24 protein-coding genes and 1 tRNA gene are annotated in these 22,553 nt (G+C 54.9%); 6 read left to right on the top strand and 19 right to left on the bottom strand.

Features of this window, described 5'->3' with window-relative positions:
* Positions 1–90: 90 nt before the first annotated feature.
* The gene (locus GCWU000341_RS11505) at positions 91–612 is read right to left on the bottom strand and encodes an acetyltransferase (protein ID WP_009216218.1); all 522 of its coding nucleotides are present in this window, start codon (positions 610–612) and stop codon (positions 91–93) included.
* A 291-nt stretch (positions 613–903) separates the two neighbouring features.
* Between GCWU000341_RS11505 and GCWU000341_RS11510 the strand changes: the two genes are divergently transcribed.
* Positions 904–975 (top strand) — tRNA-Gly (locus GCWU000341_RS11510).
* 376 nt (positions 976–1,351) lie between these two features.
* On the opposite strand, the gene GCWU000341_RS11515 is transcribed toward GCWU000341_RS11510, so the two are convergent.
* The gene (locus GCWU000341_RS11515; RefSeq protein WP_009216221.1) at positions 1,352–3,097 is read right to left on the bottom strand and encodes an ABC transporter ATP-binding protein; all 1,746 of its coding nucleotides are present in this window, start codon (positions 3,095–3,097) and stop codon (positions 1,352–1,354) included.
* A gap of 340 nt (positions 3,098–3,437) precedes the next feature.
* Positions 3,438–3,632 (bottom strand): hypothetical protein, encoded by a 195-nt coding sequence (locus GCWU000341_RS13660; protein WP_155812862.1) that lies wholly within the window; start codon positions 3,630–3,632, stop codon positions 3,438–3,440.
* Between the two features lie 183 nt (positions 3,633–3,815).
* Here GCWU000341_RS13660 and GCWU000341_RS11525 point away from each other — a divergent pair, with 183 nt between their 5' ends.
* Positions 3,816–4,397 carry a TetR/AcrR family transcriptional regulator gene (locus tag GCWU000341_RS11525; protein WP_009216224.1) on the top strand — a complete coding sequence of 194 codons (582 nt, stop codon included), beginning with the start codon at positions 3,816–3,818 and terminating at the stop codon, positions 4,395–4,397.
* A gap of 126 nt (positions 4,398–4,523) precedes the next feature.
* Positions 4,524–5,249: a DUF6796 family protein gene (locus GCWU000341_RS11530; protein WP_155812863.1), complete on the top strand. Its 726-nt coding sequence runs from the start codon at positions 4,524–4,526 to the stop codon at positions 5,247–5,249.
* Here the strand turns inward: GCWU000341_RS11530 and GCWU000341_RS11535 are convergent.
* The 8 genes from GCWU000341_RS11535 to GCWU000341_RS11570 all read right to left on the bottom strand — a co-directional run bounded on the left by GCWU000341_RS11535 (position 5,238) and on the right by GCWU000341_RS11570 (position 14,213).
* Positions 5,238–6,509 (bottom strand): CCA tRNA nucleotidyltransferase, encoded by a 1,272-nt coding sequence (locus GCWU000341_RS11535; protein WP_040654377.1) that lies wholly within the window; start codon positions 6,507–6,509, stop codon positions 5,238–5,240. The genes GCWU000341_RS11530 and GCWU000341_RS11535 overlap by 12 nt on opposite strands.
* 73 nt (positions 6,510–6,582) lie before the next feature.
* The gene (gene proS / locus GCWU000341_RS11540) at positions 6,583–8,019 is read right to left on the bottom strand and encodes a proline--tRNA ligase (RefSeq protein WP_009216227.1); all 1,437 of its coding nucleotides are present in this window, start codon (positions 8,017–8,019) and stop codon (positions 6,583–6,585) included.
* A gap of 95 nt (positions 8,020–8,114) precedes the next feature.
* Positions 8,115–9,194 carry a chorismate synthase gene (gene aroC / locus GCWU000341_RS11545; RefSeq protein WP_009216228.1) on the bottom strand — a complete coding sequence of 360 codons (1,080 nt, stop codon included), beginning with the start codon at positions 9,192–9,194 and terminating at the stop codon, positions 8,115–8,117.
* A 3-nt stretch (positions 9,195–9,197) separates the two neighbouring features.
* The gene (locus GCWU000341_RS11550; RefSeq protein WP_009216229.1) at positions 9,198–10,274 is read right to left on the bottom strand and encodes a lactonase family protein; all 1,077 of its coding nucleotides are present in this window, start codon (positions 10,272–10,274) and stop codon (positions 9,198–9,200) included.
* Positions 10,275–10,416: 142 nt separating this feature from the next.
* Complete coding sequence (locus GCWU000341_RS11555) at positions 10,417–11,532, bottom strand: ABC transporter substrate-binding protein (RefSeq protein WP_009216231.1); 1,116 nt, start codon at positions 11,530–11,532, stop codon at positions 10,417–10,419.
* Positions 11,529–12,323, bottom strand: coding sequence for an ABC transporter permease (locus GCWU000341_RS11560; protein ID WP_009216232.1), 795 nt, complete (start codon positions 12,321–12,323; stop codon positions 11,529–11,531). Before GCWU000341_RS11560 ends, GCWU000341_RS11555 begins: the two co-directional genes overlap by 4 nt.
* Entirely contained in the window at positions 12,323–13,159 is an 837-nt protein-coding gene (locus GCWU000341_RS11565) for an ABC transporter permease (protein WP_050762008.1), read from the bottom strand. Before GCWU000341_RS11565 ends, GCWU000341_RS11560 begins: the two co-directional genes overlap by 1 nt.
* Positions 13,131–14,213 (bottom strand): ABC transporter ATP-binding protein, encoded by a 1,083-nt coding sequence (locus GCWU000341_RS11570; RefSeq protein WP_009216234.1) that lies wholly within the window; start codon positions 14,211–14,213, stop codon positions 13,131–13,133. Before GCWU000341_RS11570 ends, GCWU000341_RS11565 begins: the two co-directional genes overlap by 29 nt.
* 178 nt (positions 14,214–14,391) lie before the next feature.
* Here GCWU000341_RS11570 and GCWU000341_RS11575 point away from each other — a divergent pair, with 178 nt between their 5' ends.
* Complete coding sequence (locus GCWU000341_RS11575; protein WP_009216235.1) at positions 14,392–15,117, top strand: chromate transporter; 726 nt, start codon at positions 14,392–14,394, stop codon at positions 15,115–15,117.
* Positions 15,114–15,683 carry a chromate transporter gene (locus GCWU000341_RS11580; protein ID WP_009216236.1) on the top strand — a complete coding sequence of 190 codons (570 nt, stop codon included), beginning with the start codon at positions 15,114–15,116 and terminating at the stop codon, positions 15,681–15,683. Before GCWU000341_RS11575 ends, GCWU000341_RS11580 begins: the two co-directional genes overlap by 4 nt.
* A 96-nt stretch (positions 15,684–15,779) precedes the next feature.
* Here GCWU000341_RS11580 and GCWU000341_RS11585 read toward each other — a convergent pair whose 3' ends face one another.
* Complete coding sequence (locus GCWU000341_RS11585; protein WP_009216237.1) at positions 15,780–16,226, bottom strand: flavodoxin domain-containing protein; 447 nt, start codon at positions 16,224–16,226, stop codon at positions 15,780–15,782.
* Between the two features lie 461 nt (positions 16,227–16,687).
* Positions 16,688–17,191 carry an RrF2 family transcriptional regulator gene (locus GCWU000341_RS11590; RefSeq protein WP_009216240.1) on the bottom strand — a complete coding sequence of 168 codons (504 nt, stop codon included), beginning with the start codon at positions 17,189–17,191 and terminating at the stop codon, positions 16,688–16,690.
* Between the two features lie 144 nt (positions 17,192–17,335).
* Here GCWU000341_RS11590 and GCWU000341_RS11595 point away from each other — a divergent pair, with 144 nt between their 5' ends.
* Positions 17,336–17,713: a pyridoxamine 5'-phosphate oxidase family protein gene (locus GCWU000341_RS11595; RefSeq protein ID WP_009216242.1), complete on the top strand. Its 378-nt coding sequence runs from the start codon at positions 17,336–17,338 to the stop codon at positions 17,711–17,713.
* A gap of 116 nt (positions 17,714–17,829) precedes the next feature.
* Here the strand turns inward: GCWU000341_RS11595 and GCWU000341_RS11600 are convergent, their stop codons facing one another.
* The 6 genes from GCWU000341_RS11600 to GCWU000341_RS11625 all read right to left on the bottom strand — a co-directional run bounded on the left by GCWU000341_RS11600 (position 17,830) and on the right by GCWU000341_RS11625 (position 22,504).
* Positions 17,830–18,327 (bottom strand): hypothetical protein, encoded by a 498-nt coding sequence (locus tag GCWU000341_RS11600; protein ID WP_009216243.1) that lies wholly within the window; start codon positions 18,325–18,327, stop codon positions 17,830–17,832.
* Between the two features lie 34 nt (positions 18,328–18,361).
* Positions 18,362–18,784, bottom strand: a complete 423-nt coding sequence (locus GCWU000341_RS11605; RefSeq protein WP_040654327.1) for a PPC domain-containing DNA-binding protein — start codon at positions 18,782–18,784, stop codon at positions 18,362–18,364.
* 226 nt (positions 18,785–19,010) lie between these two features.
* Complete coding sequence (locus GCWU000341_RS11610; RefSeq protein WP_009216245.1) at positions 19,011–19,493, bottom strand: YcxB family protein; 483 nt, start codon at positions 19,491–19,493, stop codon at positions 19,011–19,013.
* 65 nt (positions 19,494–19,558) lie between these two features.
* Complete coding sequence (locus tag GCWU000341_RS11615; RefSeq protein WP_009216246.1) at positions 19,559–20,332, bottom strand: hypothetical protein; 774 nt, start codon at positions 20,330–20,332, stop codon at positions 19,559–19,561.
* A gap of 153 nt (positions 20,333–20,485) precedes the next feature.
* Complete coding sequence (locus tag GCWU000341_RS11620) at positions 20,486–21,127, bottom strand: alpha/beta hydrolase (RefSeq protein ID WP_009216247.1); 642 nt, start codon at positions 21,125–21,127, stop codon at positions 20,486–20,488.
* The gene (locus GCWU000341_RS11625; RefSeq protein WP_040654329.1) at positions 21,128–22,504 is read right to left on the bottom strand and encodes a transglutaminase-like domain-containing protein; all 1,377 of its coding nucleotides are present in this window, start codon (positions 22,502–22,504) and stop codon (positions 21,128–21,130) included. It abuts the gene before it with no gap.
* Between the last annotated feature and the right edge of the window lie 49 nt (positions 22,505–22,553).

Raw genomic sequence — 22,553 nt, forward strand, 5'->3', positions numbered from 1 at the left:
GTCTTTTCTCTCACACTGACAGCGCATCTGTATTTTCTTCTATCTGCCGAATATTATAGCACAGCTGTTAGCACTGTCAATGATCGAGTGCTAATTTCTTTGTGAACAATCTATGTCCTTCTCCCGAAGGTAGTCAAAGGCGAGTCTCTCCCCCTCCCGGAGCCGGATAATCCCGCAGTCCCGGAAGCCAAAGCGCCGTATCGCGCGCTGCATCGGGATATTTCTCTCGTGGGTGTCGATTCTGAGATAGGGAGATTTCTCCCGACAAAAGGAGAAGCAGCTTTCGGCCACCCCGCGGACGCTCCCGTCCGAGGCGACGCGGTGGATCACACCATAGGGAGAATCGCTGTGCCAGCCCTCCCCGGTAATTTTCCGATAGCTCGGCTCCTCCCCGATGAAAAAGCAAAAGACGCCGACGACTCTCCCCTCGGAAAGAAGGAGATAGCTGCTTTCCCGGGCGATATCCTCCTCCACATCCTCTCTCGCGGGGTAATGCCTTCCCCACTGCCCTCCGTTTCCCTGCTCCTCCATAAAGCTTCTCGCTCTCTCATAGATCGAAAGTATGCGCGGGATGTCCTCCCGCGCCGCTCTTTGGATCGATAAGTCTCCCATCAATGCACTTTCCTCCCTGAAATTCTTTCTCTTATCTATTCTGATCTATTCTGCTGTCTATTCTGCATTTCTGCGTTCCGCCTCTCCAAGCCCTTTCTTTCGGCTGTCCGCGGCCTTTCTCTTCTATACATTCCTTCCTTCCTCAGAGAGCTGAGCGGAACCGATGCGAATCCGCTTCGGTTCCTGTCTGAGCCTTGCTTTAGCTTCTGATCCTCTTGACAGCTCTCCCCTCCTTCCCTTATACTAGCTTTTGGCATTTAGTAAAGTTTATTCTGAGAAATTGAGATATTTGCGCGAGTAGTAGAGTGGTACTACGTCTCCTTGCCAAGGAGAAGGTCGCGGGTTCGATTCCCGTCTCGCGCTTGGACGAAGGACGCCGCGGGATTTTCCCGGGTGTCTTTTTTCATTGAAATGATCTGCTTCCGCGGCGCTGAACACCTTTCTCAGGATCTTCTGCCGTCCTCACTCACCGTGCCGGAGCCTTGCAGTCGCTGAGCGCTTTTTCGAGACTTTCTGCCGCTCTGCATTATGCCGGAACTTTGTGCTCTCCGAGCACTTTTTGCAGGACTTTCCGCTTCCCCATCCGTCCGGCTGCAGCTCCCCAGAGCCCCGTCCTCTTCCCGGGCCTTTCCACACCGCCGTCTCTTAGCCCGATGCGGATATAAGCCGCAAGGTAAAAGCATTTCCTGTCGGAGCGGCGAAACGGCAAAAATCGGATATCCCTCCGAGCGGTCCCTGTCTACATCAGTCTCTGGCTCTCGATCAGCCTCGCGTATTCTCCTCCCCTTTTCATGAGCTCCTCGTGATTTCCAAGCTCCCGGATCCTCCCGCCCTCGACGACTGCGATCCGGTCTGCATTCCTTACCGTCGAGAGGCGGTGCGCAATGACGATGCTGGTTCTTCCGCGGGAGAGCTGCTCGAAGGTCTTTTGTATCCTCGCCTCCGTGACACTGTCCAAAGCCGAGGTCGCCTCATCCAGGATCAGGACGGGAGGATTTTTCAAAAAGATGCGGGCAATCGCGATCCTCTGCCTCTGCCCCCCGGAGAGAAGGACTCCGCGCTCCCCGACATTACTCAAAAAGCCATCCGGCATCTTGAGGATGTCCTCATAGATCTCCGCCCGTTTCGCGGCTTCGATCACCTCCTCGTATGATGCGTCCGGGCGCCCGCAGCGAATATTTTCGAGCACCGTGTCCGCAAAGAGGAAAACCTCCTGCTGCACGATCCCGATCCCCCTTCGGAGGGAATCCTGCCGGATCTTACGTATGTCGCAGCCGTCCAGAAGGACCGCCCCGGCGCTGACCTCATAAAAGCGGGGGATCAGCTGACTGATCGTCGTCTTTCCGCCGCCGGAGGAGCCGACAAGGGCCAGCATTTCTCCGGGGGGGATCCGGAAGTTCACATCGGAGAGAACCTCCCTTCCCTCCCGGTAGGAAAAGTCCACATGCTCAAAGCAGATTTCTCCTCCGATCGAGGGGAGCGAGACCGCATCCGGGCTGTCCCGAAGCTCCGCCTCCGTCCGCATAAGCTCCGTGAAGCGGTGAAGCCCCGCCATGCCGTTTGCGATCAGCTCGGAGCTGTTCGCGAGCTTTCGGACCGGATTGACGAAGGTCGCCGTGTAGAGGCTGAAGGTGATGAGGTCGATCAGATCCAGTCTTCCCATCATGATCAGCGCTCCGCCGGCCGAAATCACCGCGAGCGGAAGAATCGAAAGACTGCATTCAAGAACCGAGAAGAAGCGCGCCATCGCGAGATGATAGGAGACCTTCGCCGCCTGATAACGGATATTGGCCCGGTCAAAGCGCTCGAGGGACTTCTCCTCATTCGCGAAGGCCTTTGTCGTCCGGATGCCGGAGATCTCCGACTCGAAGTCCGCATTGATCCCGGAGATCACGGCCTTCACCCTACGGGAAGCGTTCCGCATGGAGATCCTGCAGCTCCAGATCAGAAGGAGAAAGACAGGGAGCATCAGTGCAATCACAAGGGCGAGCCTCCATTGGATGCGGAACATGAGGATAAGTGCCCCGATGATCGTGACGGAAGAGACAAAGAGGTCCTCCGGCGCATGGTGGGAAAATTCCGTGATATCGAAAAGATCCGAGGTCAGCCGGCTCAGAAGCTGTCCGGTCCTCGTCTCATCATAGTAGCGAAAGCCGAGCTCCTGCATGTGGCAAAAGAGGTCCCTTCGGATATCCGTCTCCACGCGGATTCCGAAATTGTGCCCGAAGAAGGTGATCACGAAGTTCAGAAGCCCCCGGAGCAGGAAGAGCAGGAGAAAAAGCCCCATGATCGCCCAGAAGGCTCGGAAGGCCTGCTTCGGGAGAAGGTAGTAGAGACAGAGCCGGGAGGCAAAGGGAAAGGACAGGTCGATGATGGAAATCATAAGAGCGGCCGCCATATCCAAAAGGAAAAGCTTCCAGTGCGGCCTGAAATAAGAAAACAGGATGGAAAACTCGCTCTTCCTCTGAAAATCCTCCGTCGTCACAGCTGCCTCCCCCCTCTAGATATCCCTGCCGAAGCCCTTAAGAGCAGCATCCCTATCATGACAGCCCCGGCTGCCGCTTCCGTTCTTCTAAGCCCTTGCATCGCTGATCCATTCCCGCAAAGCTCCTGCATGCTCCCTTCCCATCCTCATGCTCCCCTCTCATCCTCATGCTTTCTTCTCATCCTCCAGAAGCTTCCCGAAGCTCCGGCTCTCTTTCGAAAGATCATAACAGCTGCTATCCCTCCGTGCAATAGCTCTGCCAAAAGTCCCATCGCTTCGACAGACATGGAAGCTTCTCATCGCTTCGCCGAAGCCGCTGACACAGCTCTCCTCCGTATACCTACGGTTCGCTTTGTCGGCGCTTTTTACGGCTGTACCCGCCTTCCGCACCGTCTCGCTTCCATGCAGAATGGCCGCAAAGACGGTCATTTAAGGTGTTTACGGCTTCCTGGAACGGCATAAAAAAATATTGACGTCTCACCCCGGAAGGAATATATTGATTTTGCTGCAAAGGCTGCTTTTCATGATTTTCCATCCTGCGGCTTCTGCGTCGTCTCCTCTGTCTGCCTTTTTTCGAGCTTTCCTCGTATTTTTCCCATAGCAGCACGGCGGACGGCGAATGGAAGCCCGGGGCTGAAAAATTGCCTGGCCTCAACGAGCCAGCGTAAGACGATAAAATGCCGGAGAAATTTTCCTGATTCCGGGAAGGCGGAGGGAGATGGAGGATAGAGCGGGGCAGAATGTAAGAGGGCTTCTCCTTCGGGCCGGGACAGAGGAGTTTCTGGAAAAGGGATATCGGGGTGCATCCGTTCGAAACATTTGTTCGAGGGTCGGAGTGACGACCGGGGCTCTGTACTTTTTCTTCCGGAACAAAAGGGATCTCCTGGAAAATATCGTAAAGGGAAGCTATGAACATCTCCTCGATATGCTTCAGCTGAGCCGGGAAAGAGAGCTTTCCGATATCAGCAGCAGTGAGAGAAACGAATCCGAAATTCTGGAATACCTCATTCATCACAGAAAAGAGATAAAGCTTCTCTTTGGCTGTGCCGGAGAGACGAAATACCGTGATTTCGGGAAAATTCTGGAGAAACAGCTGCAGGAGGGCTTTCTGGAGTTCTACGAAAAGCAGCGGGGGCAGCGAGCCGATCCGGAGCTGATCCGCATCCTTGTGAAAATGAGAATGGCAGGTTATCTGGAGCTGATCGATCATGATTACCCTCTGCCTCTTGCGAAAGCGCTGGTGCAGAAGATGAGAATCTATGCGGAATCCGGTTTTCTCGCTCTCCTAAGGGAGGAGTAAAAAAGAGGATTTCGGAAAGAAAAGAAACCCGCAAGGCGAGTTTCTTTTCTTTCCGGCCTTACATAACGCTTGTTATGTAAGGCCGGAAAACACCAACAAATACTAAGAAAGGAGCTTTTTATGAAAATGACTCAAGAAACGCGCGGACTCTGCGGAGCAGGTTCATCCTATCGAAGGGGTCTTTTGATCGGTCTTTTTGCGGCTGTCCTCACCTTGATCGGCGACCTTTTACTCGGCGCCGTCAGCTTAAATGGCGCAGAAGCGAGCCGCTACCGTCTCTTGGAGTATGCCCTCCGAATTCCGGAGAGCAGGATATTAGCAGGAGGACTGCTCGGCGTAGTCGGCATCGCCGCAGAATGCATCGGCTTCTACCAGATCTATCTTTTAATCCAGAGAAAGAGTCCCCGGCTCTCCACACTGTTTCGGGCAGGAATGCTTTGCTATCTCGCGTGGGGCTGCTGCGGCGTGCACTTAAACTGCAGCGTATTGATGTTCCTCTTTAAGAGAATCTCTGCTCTCAATGAAGAGGCAGCCCTTGTCATCGCATCTGACTTTCAGTACCACTTCCTGCTCCCGGTCTATCTCCTCTTTATGCTCGGCTTTATGCTGATGAACCTATCTCAGTTCATCGCCTTTTTTCAGAGAAAAACCCCTTATCCCCGCTATGCCGCTTTCTTTAATATTTTTATCGGGATTCTCTGCAGCTCTCTTTTTGTTCTGCTCCCGGGGAGTTCCGCCTTTGAGAATGGAATGCTTACATCGGAGATCAGCATTGGAAATCTATGGATGTTTCTGATGCTCCTGCTCTGTTGTCCGAAAGGAAGCGAAGAAAGAGAGGAATCAGTGCGTTAAGCCCCGGATCTCCTTCACTCTCTTTCTCAGGTATTCGCGGCGGTTCCGCTTCGGATCCTCCAGCACCTCGGAGAGAAGGGCGCGGAGGACAGCGCTGTACTCCGGCCCCCTCGGAATCCCGAGCTCCGCCAGATCCTCCCCGTTAATCATAAGGGCAGAAAGGGAGAGGCAGTCCCCGTTTTTCAGGATCTCCTCTCCGAGGGCGCGCGCCCTTCGGATTTTCCCCTGGCTTCTCTCTCCGGGAAGCGGAGCCTCCCTCTCCCTCGGAAAATGCAGGGCGAGTGCCTCCTCCATGGAAAGCCAGGAAAAGAAAAGTTCCTCCCCATAGCGGGAGAGAAGCCTCCTTGCTTCGGGAGCTTCCTCCGGAATCCTTTCTCCGTGGAGAGCCGCGATCGAGCCCGCTCGATCGATCGTCGCCCGGTCCATCTTCAATTCCCGGAGGATCCGCTTTGCAAGCTGCTCTCTTCCCCGAAGGAGCATCCCCCAGCGAAGAAAGGCCTCTCTCTCCATATCTCCCGAGAGCTCGGGGAGAGAGGGAGACGCGATCTCCGGAAAATGCTCTGAGACATAGGGGGCGAGTCCGGTCTGAAACACAAGCTCCATCTGCTCCGGACTGTCCGAGAGGAGGAGCTTTGTGAGCTCCCCCCGGATCCGCTCCTTCGATACCCTGGAAAGTCCCCGTGCGAGGCTTCGAACCGCCTCCAGCGTCCCCGGAGCGATACGGAAGCGAAGCTGCGCCGAGAAGCGGAGCGCCCGGAGCATCCGAAGCGCGTCCTCCCGGAAGCGAAGCTCCGCCTCTCCCACTGCACGGATCTCTCGCCTCTCAAGATCTTCCATGCCCTGAAAGAGATCCACGATCCCGCTTTTCTCATTGTAGGCCATCGCATTGATCGTAAAATCCCGCCTCGAAAGATCCTCCGAGAGAGAGGGGGTGAAGCGGACGGACTCCGGATGCCTTCCGTCCTTATACTCCCCGTCGACCCGATAGCTTGTAACCTCGAAGGCCTGCGCCCGTTTGCCGCCCTCCCCTCCTCCGATCAGAACGGTCACAGTGCCGTGCTGGATTCCGGTATCCACCGTCCTCTTAAAAAGCCTCTTCAGCTCCTCCGGGCGCGCAGAGCTCGTGATATCCCAGTCCTCCGGCGTCCTTCCGAGAAGACTGTCCCGCACACAGCCCCCGACGGCATAGGCCTCAAAGCCGGCGCTCTCCAGTCTTCCGATGATTCTTTGCACCCCGTCCGGAAGCTCAATCCTCTGCATCACAAACGCCTCTCCCTCTAAACGGGAACTGATACAGTAAAAGAGCCCCGCCATGCGGCGGAGCTCCGCGAAATCAATACGCTCTTCCCCAGTAGACCATCTTCGATGCGGGCTTTCCGCAGACGACGCAGTGATCGGAGATCTTCTCCTGCTCAAAGGGGATGCAGCGGGCGCTGATGCCGGAGTATTCCTTCAGCTTATCCTCGCACTCCCGGCAGCCGCACCACATCGCACGGACGAAGCCGGGCCGACGGTCGATAGAGGACACCAGCTCCTCTAAGCTCTTCGCGTCGGTCGTGCGCTCCTTCATAAACTTCCTCGCGCGCTCCAGCATATCGCTTTGGATCCGCTCCAGGAGCTCTCCGCACTCCTTCTCCAGCCCATCGAGAGGAGCTGTGAGCTTCTCCCCCGTATCCCGGCGGACCAGAACGGCCTGTCCCGCTTCAATATCCCTCGGTCCGATCTCGAGGCGAAGCGGAATGCCCCGCATCTCACAGTCTGCGAACTTATAGCCCGGGGAGCGGTCGGAGTCATCGACCTTGACGCGGAATCCCGCCTTAATGAGCCTCTCCCTGAGAGAAAAGGCCTTGTCCAAAACCCCTTCCTTCTGCTGCTGCACAGGCACAATCATGATCTGTGTCGGCGCGATCCTCGGGGGAATCTTCAGTCCGGAGTCATCCCCATGCACCATGATGAGAGCGCCGATCATCCGGGTCGTAAAGCCCCAGGATGTCTGGTGCACCGTCTTTCGCTGATTGTCCTTATCGAGGAACTGCACCCCGAAGGCCTTCGCGAAGCCGTCTCCGAAATTATGGGAGGTTCCGCACTGCAGCGCCTGTCCGTCGTGCATCAGCCCCTCGATGGTATAGGTTGCGATCGCGCCGGCGAACTTCTCCTTGTCCGTCTTTCTTCCGCTCACGACCGGAATCGCCATCTCGTTCTCCGCGACATCCTTATAGATATTGAGCATCAGAATCGTGCGCTCCTCCGCCTCCTCCGCGGTGGCATGGACCGTGTGTCCCTCCTGCCAGAGGAATTCCCTCGTCCGGAGGAAGGGCCTCGTGGTCTTCTCCCAGCGGATGACCGAGACCCACTGATTCAGAAGCTGAGGCAGATCCCGATAGGATTTCACGATCTTTGAGTAATAATCACAGAAAAGCACCTCAGAGGTCGGGCGCACACAGAGCTTCTCCTCCAGCCTCTTCTTTCCGCCCATCGTCACCCAGGCCACCTCGGGGGCGAAGCCCTCCACGTGCTCGCTCTCCCTGCTGAGGAGAGACTCCGGGATCAGCATCGGCATCGCGCAGTTCTGCACACCGCTCGCCTTAAAGCGGCTGTCCAGCGCCTGCATGAGCATCTCCCAGATCGCATAGCCCGCCGGTCGGATCACCATAAAGCCCTTCACGGAGGAGTAATCCGCAAGCTCCGCCTTCTTCACAATATCTGTGTACCACTGCGCGAAATCCTCCGACATCGGAGTGATCTGCTCTACCAGCTTCTTTTCCGCCATAGTCTTTGCCTTTCTGTGAAAATTTCCCTGCCATAAGTCACTCTTTTTATTATAGCCGCACTTTAATTTCTCTTCAAGTCTCTGCTGAAAAGAGCTCAGGGATAGATTTTCTTCAGCTGATCGAGCCGCGAGAGCGCATTCTCCATCATGCCGTCGAGGAGAACCAGCGCGGCCATGCACTCGACGACGACAGCGGCCCGGATGGAAACCGTCGGGTCATGGCGGCCGGAGATCGCGATTACCCTCTCCCGCCCCCAGCGATCGACCGTCCGCTGCGGAAGTCCGATGGAGGGTGTCGGTTTAAAAAAGACACGGAGCAAAAGCTCTGAACCGTCGCTCATGCCGCCGAGAACTCCTCCGGAGTGATTGCTTTCTTTCCGAAGCGTGCCCTTTCTCTGCCCGTCCTCCTCCCCTCCGGAGGAAAAGGAGGGAAGAAAGGAGTCGTTGTTCTCCGAGCCCCGCATCCTCGCGCTCTCCTCCCCTGCCCCAAATTCCAGCGCCTTCACCGCTCCGATCGACAGCATCGCCTCCGCAAGTCTCGCGTCCAGCTTGTCAAAGACCGGCTCCCCGATCCCCGCGGGAAGTCCCTTTACGGATAAAGTGACGACTCCCCCCGCGGAATCCCCCTCCTTCCGGAGCTCCGAAAGCTTTTTCTCCGCCCTCTTCCTCCCCTCTTCGCTCACAAACTCCTCTCCCGCAAGCTCTGTGAGCTCGGCGTGAACCGATACGCCGAGCTCCGAGAGGATCAGGCTTGCGACGGCGCCTCCCGCGACCCTCGCAACGGTTTCTCTCCCGGAGGATCTCCCGCCTCCCCGAAAGTCCCGGAGACCGTACTTTTCCTGAAAGGGATAGTCCGCGTGCCCGGGGCGAAAGACATCCCGAAGTTCCTCGTAATCCTTGGAGCGCTGATCCGCATTCCGGACCAGCATGGCGATAGCGGTCCCGCTCGTCCTCCCCTCGAAGACGCCGGAGAGGATCTCGACCCGGTCCCCCTCTCTCCGCGCCGTGCTCCCGAAGCCCTGCCCCGGCCTTCTTCGGTCCAGAAAGGCCTGGATTTTCTCCTCCGTCAAGGGAAGTCCCGCCGGGCAGCCGTCGATCACGACGCCTAGGGCCGGACCATGGGACTCTCCGAAGCTCGCGATGCGGAAGAGCTTTCCGAAGATATTTCCCGCCATAAATCAGCCCTCCTGCGGGAGCCGCACCATGCAGATGCAGTTCGGCTCATCGATCTCGAGCTCTCTTGCGCTCATGACGAGCAGTCCCCTCTCATAATCCACGGAGAAGAAGGTGATGGTCCCCGACTCATTGTTCGCGACCGCGATATGCTTTTCATTCGGGAAGATACAAAAGTCCTTCGGATACTCGCCTCCGATCGGAAGAGAGCCCTTCATCGTGAGGAGGCCGCTCTCCTCGTCCCGGTCATAGACGGATACCGTGTTGATCCCGGCATTGGAGACGAGGAGATGCCTGGCCTCCGGATCCGGCGAAAAGCGCATCTGACAGGCCGCAATCAGCGGGTTATTCTCCGGATCGCTGTGGGTCTTGACCGTCTGAATCCGCTCGAGAAGGACGTCATTCCCTCCCTTTTCCTCCGAAAAGCGGTAGACATCGACGACATTTTTCAGCTCATACATGAGATAGAGAAACTTCCGGTCCGGGCTGAAGCGGAAGTGCCTCGGGCCGGACTGAAGCTCACAGCGCAGCGTATCGATCTGGCGCATCTTCCCGTCCGGTTTGTCGAAGCGGAAGATGCGGACCTGATCGATGCCGAGATCCGCCACCAGGATATACTTCTGATCGTCCGTCATGCGGGAGCAGGAGACATGGGGGCGAAAGGTCCGCTCGGCGACGGAGCCGATCCCCTTGTCATAGACGCCGTCGATGATGGGCCCGACGGAGCCGTCCTTTTCGAGCTGTAAAAGCGTCGCCTTCCCATCGTGATATCCGGATACGATCAGATACTCATCCTTCTGATCGATGGCGAGATGACAGCCCCTCATGCCGCGGATATTCCGACAGTTCAGGCGGGAGAGAGCTCCATTTTCCAGGATGCGGAAGGAGACCACACCCTCATCCGCGATCGAGTAGAGCGTCTTCTGATTCCGCGAGGCCACAAGATAAGAGGAATTATTCACCTCCACCTCGGTCCGCTTCCTGAGAATCCCCTTTTCGGGATCCACATCGCAGATCGTAATCCCCTTCGCGGAGCCGGTATAGGAATAGGAGCCCACATAAGCCGCGTATCTTTTCTTCATCCTTCTGCCTCCTTAGAAAAAGCAGCGCTGCCGTGCCCTCTGCGCCCGGCTTCGCTGAAATCCGAAAATGCCGGCCTGGCCGATATCCGGCCCTGCCTTCTCTCTGTCTCCGCCTTCACCAAGATCCGAGAATACCGCGCTCTCAGCTCACCTTGACAGTCTTCCAGCGCTTATTGTACTTCGCCTCCTCCGCCTCCCCCAGATAGCGGTATACCTCTCCCTTTTTCAGAAGCTCTCCCATATCCGGAAAGAGCGCCTTATTCTCCGTATAGCTTTTGTCGAGGAGCCGATATGCGCCCTCATTCGGCGTCGTATAAGTGATATACTCGAAGTTTTTCTTTGCGATATCCGGCCGGCAGAGGAAGTTGATCCACTTCTCCGCATTCTCCCAGTGGGGCGCGTTCTTCGGAATAACCCAGCCGTCCATCCAGAGATTCGTCCCCTCCTCCGGGATCACATACTCCAAGTCCATGCCGCTGCCCTCGACCTCTCCCTGGATATAGAGCATCTCCCCGGAATAGATCACGCCGACCGCTGCCTCTCCTCCGATCATCTTGTCCCGGACCTGATCGACCACATAGGCCTGCACCAGCGGCTTTTGCCGGATCAGCTCATCCCTCGCCCGGTCGAGCTCCTGATCCTCCACGGTATTCATGGAAGAGCCATCCTTCTTCAGCGCCACCATGAAGGCGTCCCGGACGGAATCCTGCATCAGGATCTCCCCCTTTAAGCGGGGATCCCAGAGATCCGCCCATTTCGTCGGATACGGGACGCCCAGGGCATCCAGCATCCCCTTGTTATAGATGATGCCGACCGTACCGCAGGTATAGGGGACCGCATAGCGGTTTCCCGGGTCGAATTCCGCGCACATCCTCTCGTATTCCTCTCCGATTTCCCGGATATTCGGGATCCTGTCGTAGTCCAGCTCCCGGAGAAGACCGTTCTTCATCATCTTCTGAATGATATAGTCGGAGGGGCAGACCGCGTCATAGCGCACAGCCCCTGCCTCGATGACGGGATACATCTCCTCATTTGTCTGAAAGAGATCATAGACCACATGGATCCCGCTCTCCTTCTCAAAGAGGGAGATGACCTCCGGATCGATATACTCCCCCCAGTTGTAGACATTCACGACATTTTCCCCGCCCTGCTCCTTCTCCTCTTTTTCCGCGCTTTTTCCGCAGGAGGAGAGAAAAAGCCCGAGGAAAACCGAAAGAAGACAGAGCGAAAAAAGATACAAAGCGGAAGCTTTTCTCACTTTTTCTCCTCCTTCCCGGAGAACCAGGCCGGCGCAAAGTTGACAAAAAGGAGCACAAGGAAAACGACGGCGAAGATCATGGTAGAGAGCGCGTACATGCTCGGCTTTATGCCGCGGCGAAGCTCCGAGTAGACGAGGGTGGAAATCGTGTTGATGCCGGCCCCTCTCGTAAAATGCGTGATAATGAAGTCATCGAGGCTCATCGTAAAGGCGAGAAGGAAGCCGGAGAGCACACCGGGCATGATATCCGGGAGCACCACGCGAAAGAAGGCGTAGACCGGACCCGCGCCGAGATCCAGCGCCGCCTCAAAGCTCACATTGGATGATTTCTTGAGCTTTGGGAGCACCGAGAGGATCACATAGGGAAGATTCAATGTAATGTGCGAGATCAGAATCGTCTGAAAGCCCAGGCTGATCCGAAACGCGATAAAGCAAAGCATCAAGGAGATTCCGGTCACAATATCCGCGTTCAGCATCGGGACATTGGTGATCCCGAGCACGAGATTTCTGCTCAGCTTCCTCATGCTCCGGAGGGCAATCGCCGCCATCGTCCCAAGAAGCGTCGCAAAAAGGGCGGAGCCAAGGGCGATGAGCAGCGTATTCCGAAGGGCGAGGAGGACTGCGGGATCGGAGAGCATCTCCCGGTACCAGCGAAGACTAAACCCCGTAAAGCGCACTCTCGAACGGGAGGCATTGAAGGAGAGCGCCGTCAGCATGAGGATCGGCGCGTAGAGAAAGAGCAGCACCAGAATCAGATAGCTGTTCTCGAGAAGCTTTTTCCCTTTCTTCATCAGAACATCGCCCCCTCTCCGCTGTCGTAGCGGGACAAAAGCGCCATCGACAGGATGATAAAGAGCATCAGGACCATGGAGAGCGCCGAGCCCAGATTCCAGTTCGAGTTCAGCACGAACTCCTGCTCGATCACATTTCCGATCAGGAATATCTTCCCGCCCCCCAGGATATCTGAAATTGCAAAGGTAGTCAGGGCCGGCACAAAGACCATCGTCACGCCGGATACAATGCCCGGGACGGAAAGAGGCAGAATCACCCGAAAAATCGTCGTCGGAATGCTCGCTCCGAGATCATAGGCCGCATTGATCGTATTGTCATCGATCTTACTCAGCGTATTGTAGATCGGAAGGATCATAAAGGGCAGGAAGTCGTAGACCATACCCAGTATGATCGCATAGGGCGTATTGATCAGTCTCTGCCCCGGGAGATGCAGGGCCGTGAGGATCCCGTTCAGGACCCCCTTTCTCTCAAGGAGGGTCTGCCAGGCCAGGATCCGGAGCAGGGAATTCATCCACATCGGCAGGATGAAGAGGAAGGCGGCAAAGGAGCCCCTTCCGATCTTCCTGCTTCTCAGAATCAGAGCGAGCGGAAAGGCCGCGAGGAAGCAAATCGCCGTGCTCACAGCGGAGAGAAGCAGTGCGAGGCAGAGCGGCCGGTAATTCTCCCGGACCAGAATCTCCGCGATATTTTCAAGCGTAAAGCTGCCGCTTTGATCGGTGAAGCCATAGAAGCACACGAGAAGCAGCGGGATTACGATAAAGCCGACCATCCAGACGAGATAGGGCAGCGCCAGCAGTTTCATCCTCTTACTCTTCAACGCCGATGGCCTCCTCATCCTCCGAAGCCGGCTTATTCATGATCTGAATGTTGGAGGGCTTCACATAGAGACCAACCTCAGTTCCCACCTCATGGAGCTCCGTAGAGTGAATCAGCCATTCATAGCCGTTCTCCGTAGTACACTCCATCTCATACATCTCCCCCTTGAAGATGCTGTGGCTCATGACGCCATGCAGAATCGCCCTCGGATCCTCCTTCTCCAGGATTTCCACATCCTCCGGGCGGATGACGACATCCACCGGACGGTTCCGCCCGAAGCCGCTGTCCACACAGGGAAAGACCGCGCCGAAGATCCGGACCAGCCGGTCCTCCAGCATGAGTCCCGGGACGATGTTGGAATCTCCGATGAAATCCGCGACAAAGGCGTTTTCCGGTTCATTATAGATCTGCTCCGGGGTGCCGGCCTGCTGGATATAGCCCTGATTCATCACCACGACATAGTCGGACATCGTAAGTGCCTCCTCCTGATCGTGGGTGACATAGATAAAGGTAATCCCCAATTCGTTTTTGAGGCGGATCAGCTCATACTGCATCTCCTGGCGAAGCTTCAGGTCCAGTGCCCCGAGCGGCTCATCCAAAAGGAGAAGCCTCGGCTCATTCACGATCGCCCGCGCGATCGCGATCCTCTGCTGCTGCCCTCCGGAGAGAGAATCAATGCTCCGCTTCTCATAGCCCACCAGATTCACAAGCTTCAGAGCATAGCGGACCTTGTCCCGGATATAGCTCTCCGACTTCTTCCGTATGCGGAGTCCGAAGGCAATATTTTCAAAGATATTCATGTGCGGAAACAGCGCATACTTTTGAAAAACCGTATTCAGCTGTCTCTTGTTCGCCGGAAGGTCCGTGATATCCCGCCCCTCAAAAAAAACCTGTCCTCTGTCCGGCCTCTCGAAGCCCCCGATGATCCGAAGCGTCGTAGTCTTGCCGCAGCCGGAAGGTCCCAGCAGTGTGACGAAGCTGTTCTCCCGGATCGAAAGATTCAGTTCATCCAGGATGATCTCCCCGTCAAATAATTTGGTGATTCCCTTTAAATCAATCAGCGCTCTTTCCAACTCATAAAAACCTCCTTCTTCCCTTTACCGCTCCCGCGGCGTTGATTGTATTTTATCAAAAAGCGCTGTAAATACAAGCGCTATTGATCCCCCCGAAATTTATTGATAAAATGAGCTTCGAAAAAAGAGCGGCTCGCGGGAAAGCTCTGAAAAAGGAAAGAAATAAGAGAGGAAAAAAGTGGAAAAAATCCCAGAAAAAAAAGAAGAGAACGCTTCGAAAACTGTCCCCGAAAGGCGCTCTCTCCCCTACCGGCTGTCCCGTATCTTCCTCTCTACCCTCTACCTGAGCGCCTTTACCTTCGGCGGAGGCTATGTGATCGTCACGCTCCTCAAGAATAAATTCGTGGATCAGCTCCACTGGATCGACGAGGAGGAGATGCTGGATCTCGTCGCGATCGCGCAGTCTTCCCCGGGCGCGATCGCCGTAAACGGTGCGATCGTCGTCGGCTATAAGCTCTGCGGCATCCCCGGCATCCTCTTTGCCGTCCTCGGAGCCGTGCTCCCTCCCTTTTGCATCCTGACGCTGATCTCCTTCTTCTACGACTTCTTTCGGGAGAACTTCGTCGCGCAGTCCCTCTTAAGCGGCATGAAGTCCGGTGTCAGCGCCGTGATCCTGTCCGTAGTCTATGACATGGGCTCCGAGCTTGTGAAGGAACGGGACCCGGTAAAGCTCCTGCTCCTCGTCGGGAGCTTCATTGCCAATTACTTTTTCCGGGTCAATGTGAGCTGCATCATCCTGATCGCGGCACTATGCGGCCTCATCCGGACCCTGCTTCAAGAGAAAATACTCAAAAAAACGGCGAAAACGCCGCCCCCCTCCGATCCGGAAGGATGCGGCGCGGCTTCTTGCCACAGCGAAAAACAGGAAACAGAGGGGGAAAAAAGGAAGAAGGAGGAAAGATGATCTACTGGCAGCTTTTCCTGGCTTTTTTACAGATCGGCGCCTTCAGCTTTGGCGGAGGCTATGCCGCGATGCCTCTCATCCAACAGCAGGTCATCACGAAATACGGCTGGCTCAGTGCGAATGATTTCACAGACCTTGTCACCATCTCCCAGATGACCCCCGGCCCCATCGCGGTGAACGCGGCCACCTTTATCGGAAACCAGGTGGCCGGTATACCGGGAGCGCTGATCGCAACGATCGGCGTCGTACTCCCGTCCTGCCTCTTCGTCACTCTGCTCGCCTTCCTCTACCTGCGCTTCCGCTCCCTCTCTCTACTCCAGGGGATTCTGCAGGCGCTTCGCCCTGCCGTAGTCGCAATGATTTTCTCCGCCGGGCTCTTCATCCTCCTGCCGACTCTCTTCCCCTCTCTCAGCACCGCCACCGGGCTCGATATACGCGCCCTTTTTCTCTTTCTCGCGGCCCTCGTCCTCCTGCGAAAATTTAAAAAGGACCCTATCCTTGTCATGCTCCTCTGCGGCCTCATGGAGCTCTTTTCCCGCTGCGCTTTGCTGTTTTTTAGGGTCTGATCCGTTCCTCCCCCCGGCATTTATGTCCCCGATCCGCGCCCACAGAGGCATCGCAAGTATAGGTCCTTCGCGCCGCTTTGCCCCAGCGCTCAGCCCTTATCCCAGATTCTTATAAAACTCCACAGCGCCCCGGATCTCTTTTGCATCCGGATGTCCCTTCCTCACCCCTCCGATCAGCTTGAGCGGTCCGAAAGTATCAAAGCCCATGCAGCCGTAGCTTCCGAGAAGCTTCGCATTTCTCTCCTTTGCGGCCGCGCCGATCCCCCGGCAAAAGCCGTCGCTTACGCCCCGGCCCGCGGAATACAGGAAAAAGACCGGCTTATTCTCCGGCAGATTCTCCCTGAGAAAGCTGATGAGCTGCTTTGCAAAGCCGCCATAGTATATTCCCGACGCGAAGCCGATCCTGTCGTAGCCGGACAGATCCGCCTTCTTCTGCTCCGTGATATCGATGAGCTCAACCGACCCCTCCGCTTCCCGGATCGCATCCAGAAGCTTTTTGGTATTGCCATGATGCTTCGAATAGAAACAGATCGCTGTCGCCATATAATCTCCTTTCTCTCAAAGAGCCTCTGCAAGATCCCGCTTCCCGCGATTCCCCGGAAAGCTATCGCAATCACAGACAATCACAGACAGACACAGAACTCCGCTCTCTCATGACCCGCCTTCTCCCGCGCCTCCCGCATTGGCATCGGGAAGACGCCGCTTCTTTCCCGGAGGATTCCTCAGAGTCCGCCTTCTGCCGGGCCCGGTCTGCAAAGATCAAAAGGCCGGAAGCCGCAAAGCGGATATGGATCCATCACCCTATTCCCGGCGGGATGCCCAAAGCCTGGGATCTCCATTTCAAATATGCTGCATCCTCTATCCTCAAAGCCTGTTATACAAACTCATCCGAGGCTTGTCAAGGAAGCGGCCGACGCCGGAAAGCATCGGAGTCTGCTGCTTCTTCCGGCATACGGAAGCTGTATAAGCTGAAGCTCCCGGGACGGGCGCGGATCAGCTCTTCCCTAATTGCTGTGCTCCCGGAACCAGCGCAGCGCCCTCTCCTTCTCCTCCGGAGAGAATTTTCGGTTAAAAACCTGATCGTAGAGCCAGCCGATATTTTTCCCGGAAAGGTATCGTTTCATTTCATTCTCGGCATCATGCATCACCCTGCTGATGAGGCAGGGGGTATTGGTATATTCCTCGGGGAGAGCATCTATATTAACACTGATGGACTTACAGCGCAGCTCTTCACAGCGAAAAAGCGGCTCTTTCCCTTCAATCGCCTCGATCACATCCCAGAAGCTGATCTGCTCCGCCGGCTTGGACAGGCGGTATCCGCCCTTGGCCCCTGCAGCAGAAGAAATAATGCCCGCCTTCGCGAGCTTTGCGTAGGTTTTAGAAAGATAGCTCTCCGAGATTCCCTGGAAGCGGGACATGTCCTGAATGCGAATGCTTTTATTCTCCTCGAGTCCGGCCATATAGATCAGACCGTGAAGAGCATATTCGACCGCGACGGAAAATTTCATAGCCGATCCTCCCTGATCGCACGGATCATACATAATGCGGATAAAATTTTGCGATTGAAGATCCACCAGAAGTAGTATACAGTGATTCCCGACAAAAACAATCGCCGATAGAAATTATCGCTTATTATCAGAAAGGAGAAAATCATGCTCTTCAACGAAACTTTCCGTGACTGCCTCTCTCATCCGGGAATCGCAGCTCTTGCGACGGTCTCGGCGGAGGGAAAGCCGCATATCGCAAATACCTGGAACAAATATCTGATTATCACAGAGGATGAAAAAATCCTGATCCCATGCTATGGCTTCCATAAGACAGAAAAAAATGCAGCGGATCATCCCTGCATGGAGCTCACTCTGGGAAGCGATCAGGTTCAGGGGAAAATGGGGATGGGAACCGGTTTTCTTCTGACCGGCACTGGTCGCTTCCTAAAGGATGGAGAGCTTTATGAGCGGATGAAGAAGCAGTGTGAGTGGATAAGCCGCGTACTGGTCTTTTCCGCGGACAGCTGCCGCCAGATCATCTGAGGATTCCGGATCAAAAATCTGCCGCCCTCATGATTCTCCTGCCCTTTCCGCCATTGAATTGAAGAAAAGAAAAGCCGCCTTATCCGAGATCTTGTATCCTAAGCCCGGAAGGCGGCTTAGTCACTGCCTTTTTTCAGATCAATATCTATCCTTTGGTCATTTGCATCATAGTGAATCCGCATCTCGTATCCCTCTGCACTGCCGCTAAGATCCGTGCCTCCCTCCTCAAGGCTGTATTTCCCTTTGTAAAAAGCCATGATCTCCTGCGCCTTCGTCTCATCGGCCTTCATGCTTAGCATCGCGGATTTTATATGATGCTCCTTATCACAGAATACATCATACGATCTTACCTTCGCATCCTCCCCAAGGATATCTCGGATCTCCCCGGCCTCTTTTGGCAGTTTGAAGGCAGCCAGCTCACTTCTCTTGCTGAGCTTTATCTCACCGCTTCCATCCTGCATCTCTGTTATTTCCGGTTTAGAATTAAACTCCATCTGATAAATTTCATATCCGGAAAATACAATCATGATAATAAGCGGGATCAGCACTACCTTTCTTCCCTCTTTCGACTTTAAAAGCCGGAATACCCATTTAAATTTTCCGTAATCCCCCATAGGAAGCCTCCTCTTCCATTTCCATCAATTTCCATCAAAGAGAAAAGACATTCAGTCCGGTCCCCTTCTCATCCTTCTCCCGTCCCACCGTGCCTTCAATCACCGTGACGAAGACCTCTCCGGTGCCGGAGATTCTGAGCGCGCGGAGATGCCCGCCCTGCACCTGCATCTTCGAATTCCCGGCGCTGATATGGAGATGCAGATAGGGCTTCCCCTCCATCTCCGTGATATTTCCATTCAGCGCGGTGATCTCCATCTCCCCCCTGAGCTCCACAGAATGGTATTCCTTCTCCTCCACGCTGTACAGCCCGACATCCATGAAGTCGGCAGCTCCGATCCCGCTGACGATGCCAAGCCTCACTCCCTCCTTCTCCGAAAAGTCCAGAAGACCTTTGACAAGCTCCTCCCCCCGGTCGAAGCGGATGACATAGTGTTCCCCAAATTTCTTATACTTCATAAAAACCTCCTCTAAAATAAATTCTTCCGCGATGGACAAAGCCGACAAAGCGCTGACCCGCGTTTTTGCGTCCTCTGCATTTTCCGCGTTCCCTGCCAGATCTTTCCTCTTTCCCTGAAGCTCCGGCGGGTATGCGGATCACATGCCGACAGATCCGCCTTTCACCGGATCAGGGATGATAGCAGGCCGCTCTTTCCGATCAAAAGCAGCAGGCCCATGCTCTATATCATTTGTGACGTTTCCGAAGCTCTCCCAGAAACGCCGTCAGTTCCCCGGAGCAGTTCTCCTTCTTCACCAAAAAGCTTTGATTCGGCCCTAAAAGAAGATAGAAGTTTGTTTTCGTTTCTACGATCCGATAGAGCAGATCATATCGGATCTCCGCTCTGCTGATATCCGAACGGGCAATGAAGCGGTCCTCAAGGAACTCATAGTGGATGTGCTGATTCTCCAGCAGCTTTTGTGAAGAAAAACTCTTTCGTGCAGAACGAGTAAATACTCCCCATAAAAGGAGCGGGTATCCCGCCGCAAGCACCAGAAAAAATCTTCCCGTAACACTGCTCCCCATGATCAGAAGAAACAGTCCTGAGGCCAGCAGGAATCCCGATATAATTATGGCGAGAATGAGGATTCTCCTGCCATTCAGTACCTGGCACATCTTCTTGTATTCCATATAATTCATTTCAATCGATGTCTCATATGCCTCTTTCATACGCCTCCTCTCCTCACGATAAAGCCCCGGCTGTCAACTGCCGCCCCTATGACTGTCCCCGCCGCTTACTCCAGTATTATGATATCCTCCTGATGTGCAGCGATATGTTCATAGGCAATTCTATGCCAGTCATCACTCACGCTTCCGTCCTCGTTCATGAAAAAGGTAGAATTCATATAGCGTTCGAGGATATAATCGCTGGTCTTTTGATCAAAGCCATTCCCCTGGCTGAAATCAATCCCCCTTCCGGTATTCCTTGCCATAACCGCTTCCAGAACCGGCAAGCTCAGCTCATTGACCGGGACCTTCATATCTGGCAGATCAAAGAAGCCTCCCTTTTCCTTTGTGAAGACGAGGAGACTGTTTAAGACGCCGTTTCCGACACACTTGACCCTTCGGATATCGGAAAGCTTCACCTGATGCTTTGCCCCGACGAGGCTTCCCTCCTTAAGCCTGATCTCCTTTTCCTTCAGGCTGACGGCAAGGCCCAGATCCAGCTGTTCGATATTATCGGGAAAGGCTTTCCCCAGCCTGCTCTCCGCGAAGGCGATCAGGATCGATTTCGTCTCGCGGATATTATCATATTGATGGCCGACATCACGCACATCTGTGTTGATTTCTCCGATCGCCTTTCCCTCCGCATTGCGAAAGGTCACCGTATAATTCCGATTCGAGTTGCAGTACCCGAGCAAAAACAGGGAAGCAAGCTCCGCAAATCTTATATTGAGAGATTTCTTCCCATTGGCCGACTCATATCTGATCCCCTCGCTGTCAACATGCAGCCGGTATTTCCCCGGGAGCTCGTAGTCAAGTCCCGCGTCTTCAAAAACCGCTTTCATTTCTCTTCCCCCTTCAAAAATATAATATTGTGATCTGCAATCATTATTATACACGGATTCGAAATAATCTGCAAAAGCACCGGAGCAAGCAATGGCTCCTTGACTTGAAACGCAATCGAATCTCCCTCTCCTGTTCCTGCTTTCCGGGCGCCTTTAACTTAAGTAAAAGGAAATCCGCGGTGTTTTCGGTGTCCTTTGGAGCCCTTCGTCCAGAAGCTGCATCTGCTCCTTGCTATGAAACCAGTGCCCGCCGCCTCTCATGACAGTAAGACTTCTCCGATCATTTTTCGAAAAGGCCGTTATCGCATCCAGAGGAGTCAGACCGTCCTCACTGCCATACAGGATATCCGTCGGGACCTTCCATTCGATCGGATTCTCTCGAATATAACAGAGATATTCCCATGACAGCTCGTCTCCGAGGTCGGTTTTAATGACGCCTTTTTCTCTCAATTCCGACTCGCTGAGATTTACCTGCTTCATCCTATCTGCGATCAGCCTCTCCATATCGACGATGGGAGAGATAAACCATGCGTGGATGATATCCCTCTCAATTCCCGCATTCATCGAATAGAACGCGCCGATGCTGTTTGCGATCAGGAATATATTTTTGCATTTTCCCTTTAATAAATGGACCCTTTCTCTGATTTCCTTCCCCGCTCCCCAGGGTGTGAAACTTTTATAATCAAGACCGACTATATCGCAGAATGAAAAGAGCTTTCTGTAGTGTCCCGCCTCCTCCGCGCTTCCTCCTTTCCCATGGATATACAAAAGAACGCTTTCCCCTTCCTGTCTCATCTATCCTTCTTTCTCCTCATCTGCCGCGATGATCTCCTTCCCTCGGGTGAAATCCTCATAGCGAAGCCCCTGCCCGTCGAGCGCCATCTCTCCCACTTGATTGTCGTATGGATCAGCGCGAAATTCCGGCTCCGGAAAGCCGGTCTCCCCCATAAAGCATGCATTTGCCGCCGCGCGCCACGGATCCACATTTCCGAAATAAAAGCGATGCATCCGCATATCTCCGCGCCGCCAGGCCGCACCCCCATAGGAGAGATCCGCCGCGCGCCAGCCATACTCTCCGGCGTAGAAACGCACCCAGTCGTGCGCCCCGATGAAGCCCGGCTCCGTCTTAAGGCCGCTCTCCCAGTGCGCGGGAATGCCTGCCGCCTCGCAAAGTGACAGAAAGAGAAGCGCCTGGATGCCGCAGTCCCCGATGCGATCCGAGGCACAGCGCTCCGCCATTCTGTCAAGACAAAAGTAGGAGGGCATAAAGCTGTAGCGCACCCTCTTTGTAATAAAATCATAGAAACGCTTCGCCTTTGAGAGCGGCTCCTTCACGCCCTCTGTGAGCCGCGCCGCCAGCAGGCGGATATAAGTCCCCGTCGAGCCGGAAAGACCTGCCTTTTTCATTTCAGCCCCCTTTCCTGCCTCCAGCTCCTCTGCGGACGTATATAAATCCCGATAGCTTTCCGTATGCAAAAGGCTGTACTGCAGGCTGAAGGCGTGGTTTTCCCGCATTCTTTCCTCCCAGAAGACTACGCGCTGCTCGGCATCCGCCGCGCCGATCTGTCCGCCCGCGAAGAACTCCTCAAGCCGGATATCGCTCTGCTCTTCCGTATCCCGCGGAAAAGGGAGTGATGCCCAAAGCAGAGCTCCTTCCCGGTACAAATGCTGCTCCAGCTTTAGCTCCGCCCGCACGCAGAGGCGCACGCTGAGCTTCCCGACGCGCTGCATCTTCTCTGCACTTTCCCGCAAAAGCTCCACATCGCTTCCCACTGCGGAATAGCCCCGCTTCGCCGCTTCTTTTGCAAAATAAGGCTCCGTCTTGCAGAGGGAGTCAAAAAAACGCCCGAAATAACGCGGTATCCCATCCAGATACCTCCAGAAGATTTTCCCCTCTGCAAGCAGTGCGTCAAAACGCTCTTCCGAGAAATCCGGAATATAACGCCGCAGCAATTCCAGCGCTTCCTCCCGCGTATAGGGATATTCCCCCGGCAGGCGGCGCAGTATCTCCTGCTCCGCGAAAAAGCGCTTCTTCTCCTCCGGAAGACACGCCTCCGACTCTATGAGGCGCTGAAGATAAGCGGCCGCCTCTGTGAGATTCCCGTGTTCCTTCATCCGCTCTGCCGGACTCGGAAGCGGGATATCCATATACTGAAATATATTTTTACGCATGGCGCTCTTCCCTCTCTTTTTTAAAGCACTCCGGGATGCCCGCAGTGCA

This window comes from Oribacterium sp. oral taxon 078 str. F0262 (assembly GCF_000160135.1).
In the GTDB taxonomy this organism is placed as follows: Bacteria; Bacillota; Clostridia; order Lachnospirales; family Lachnospiraceae; genus Oribacterium.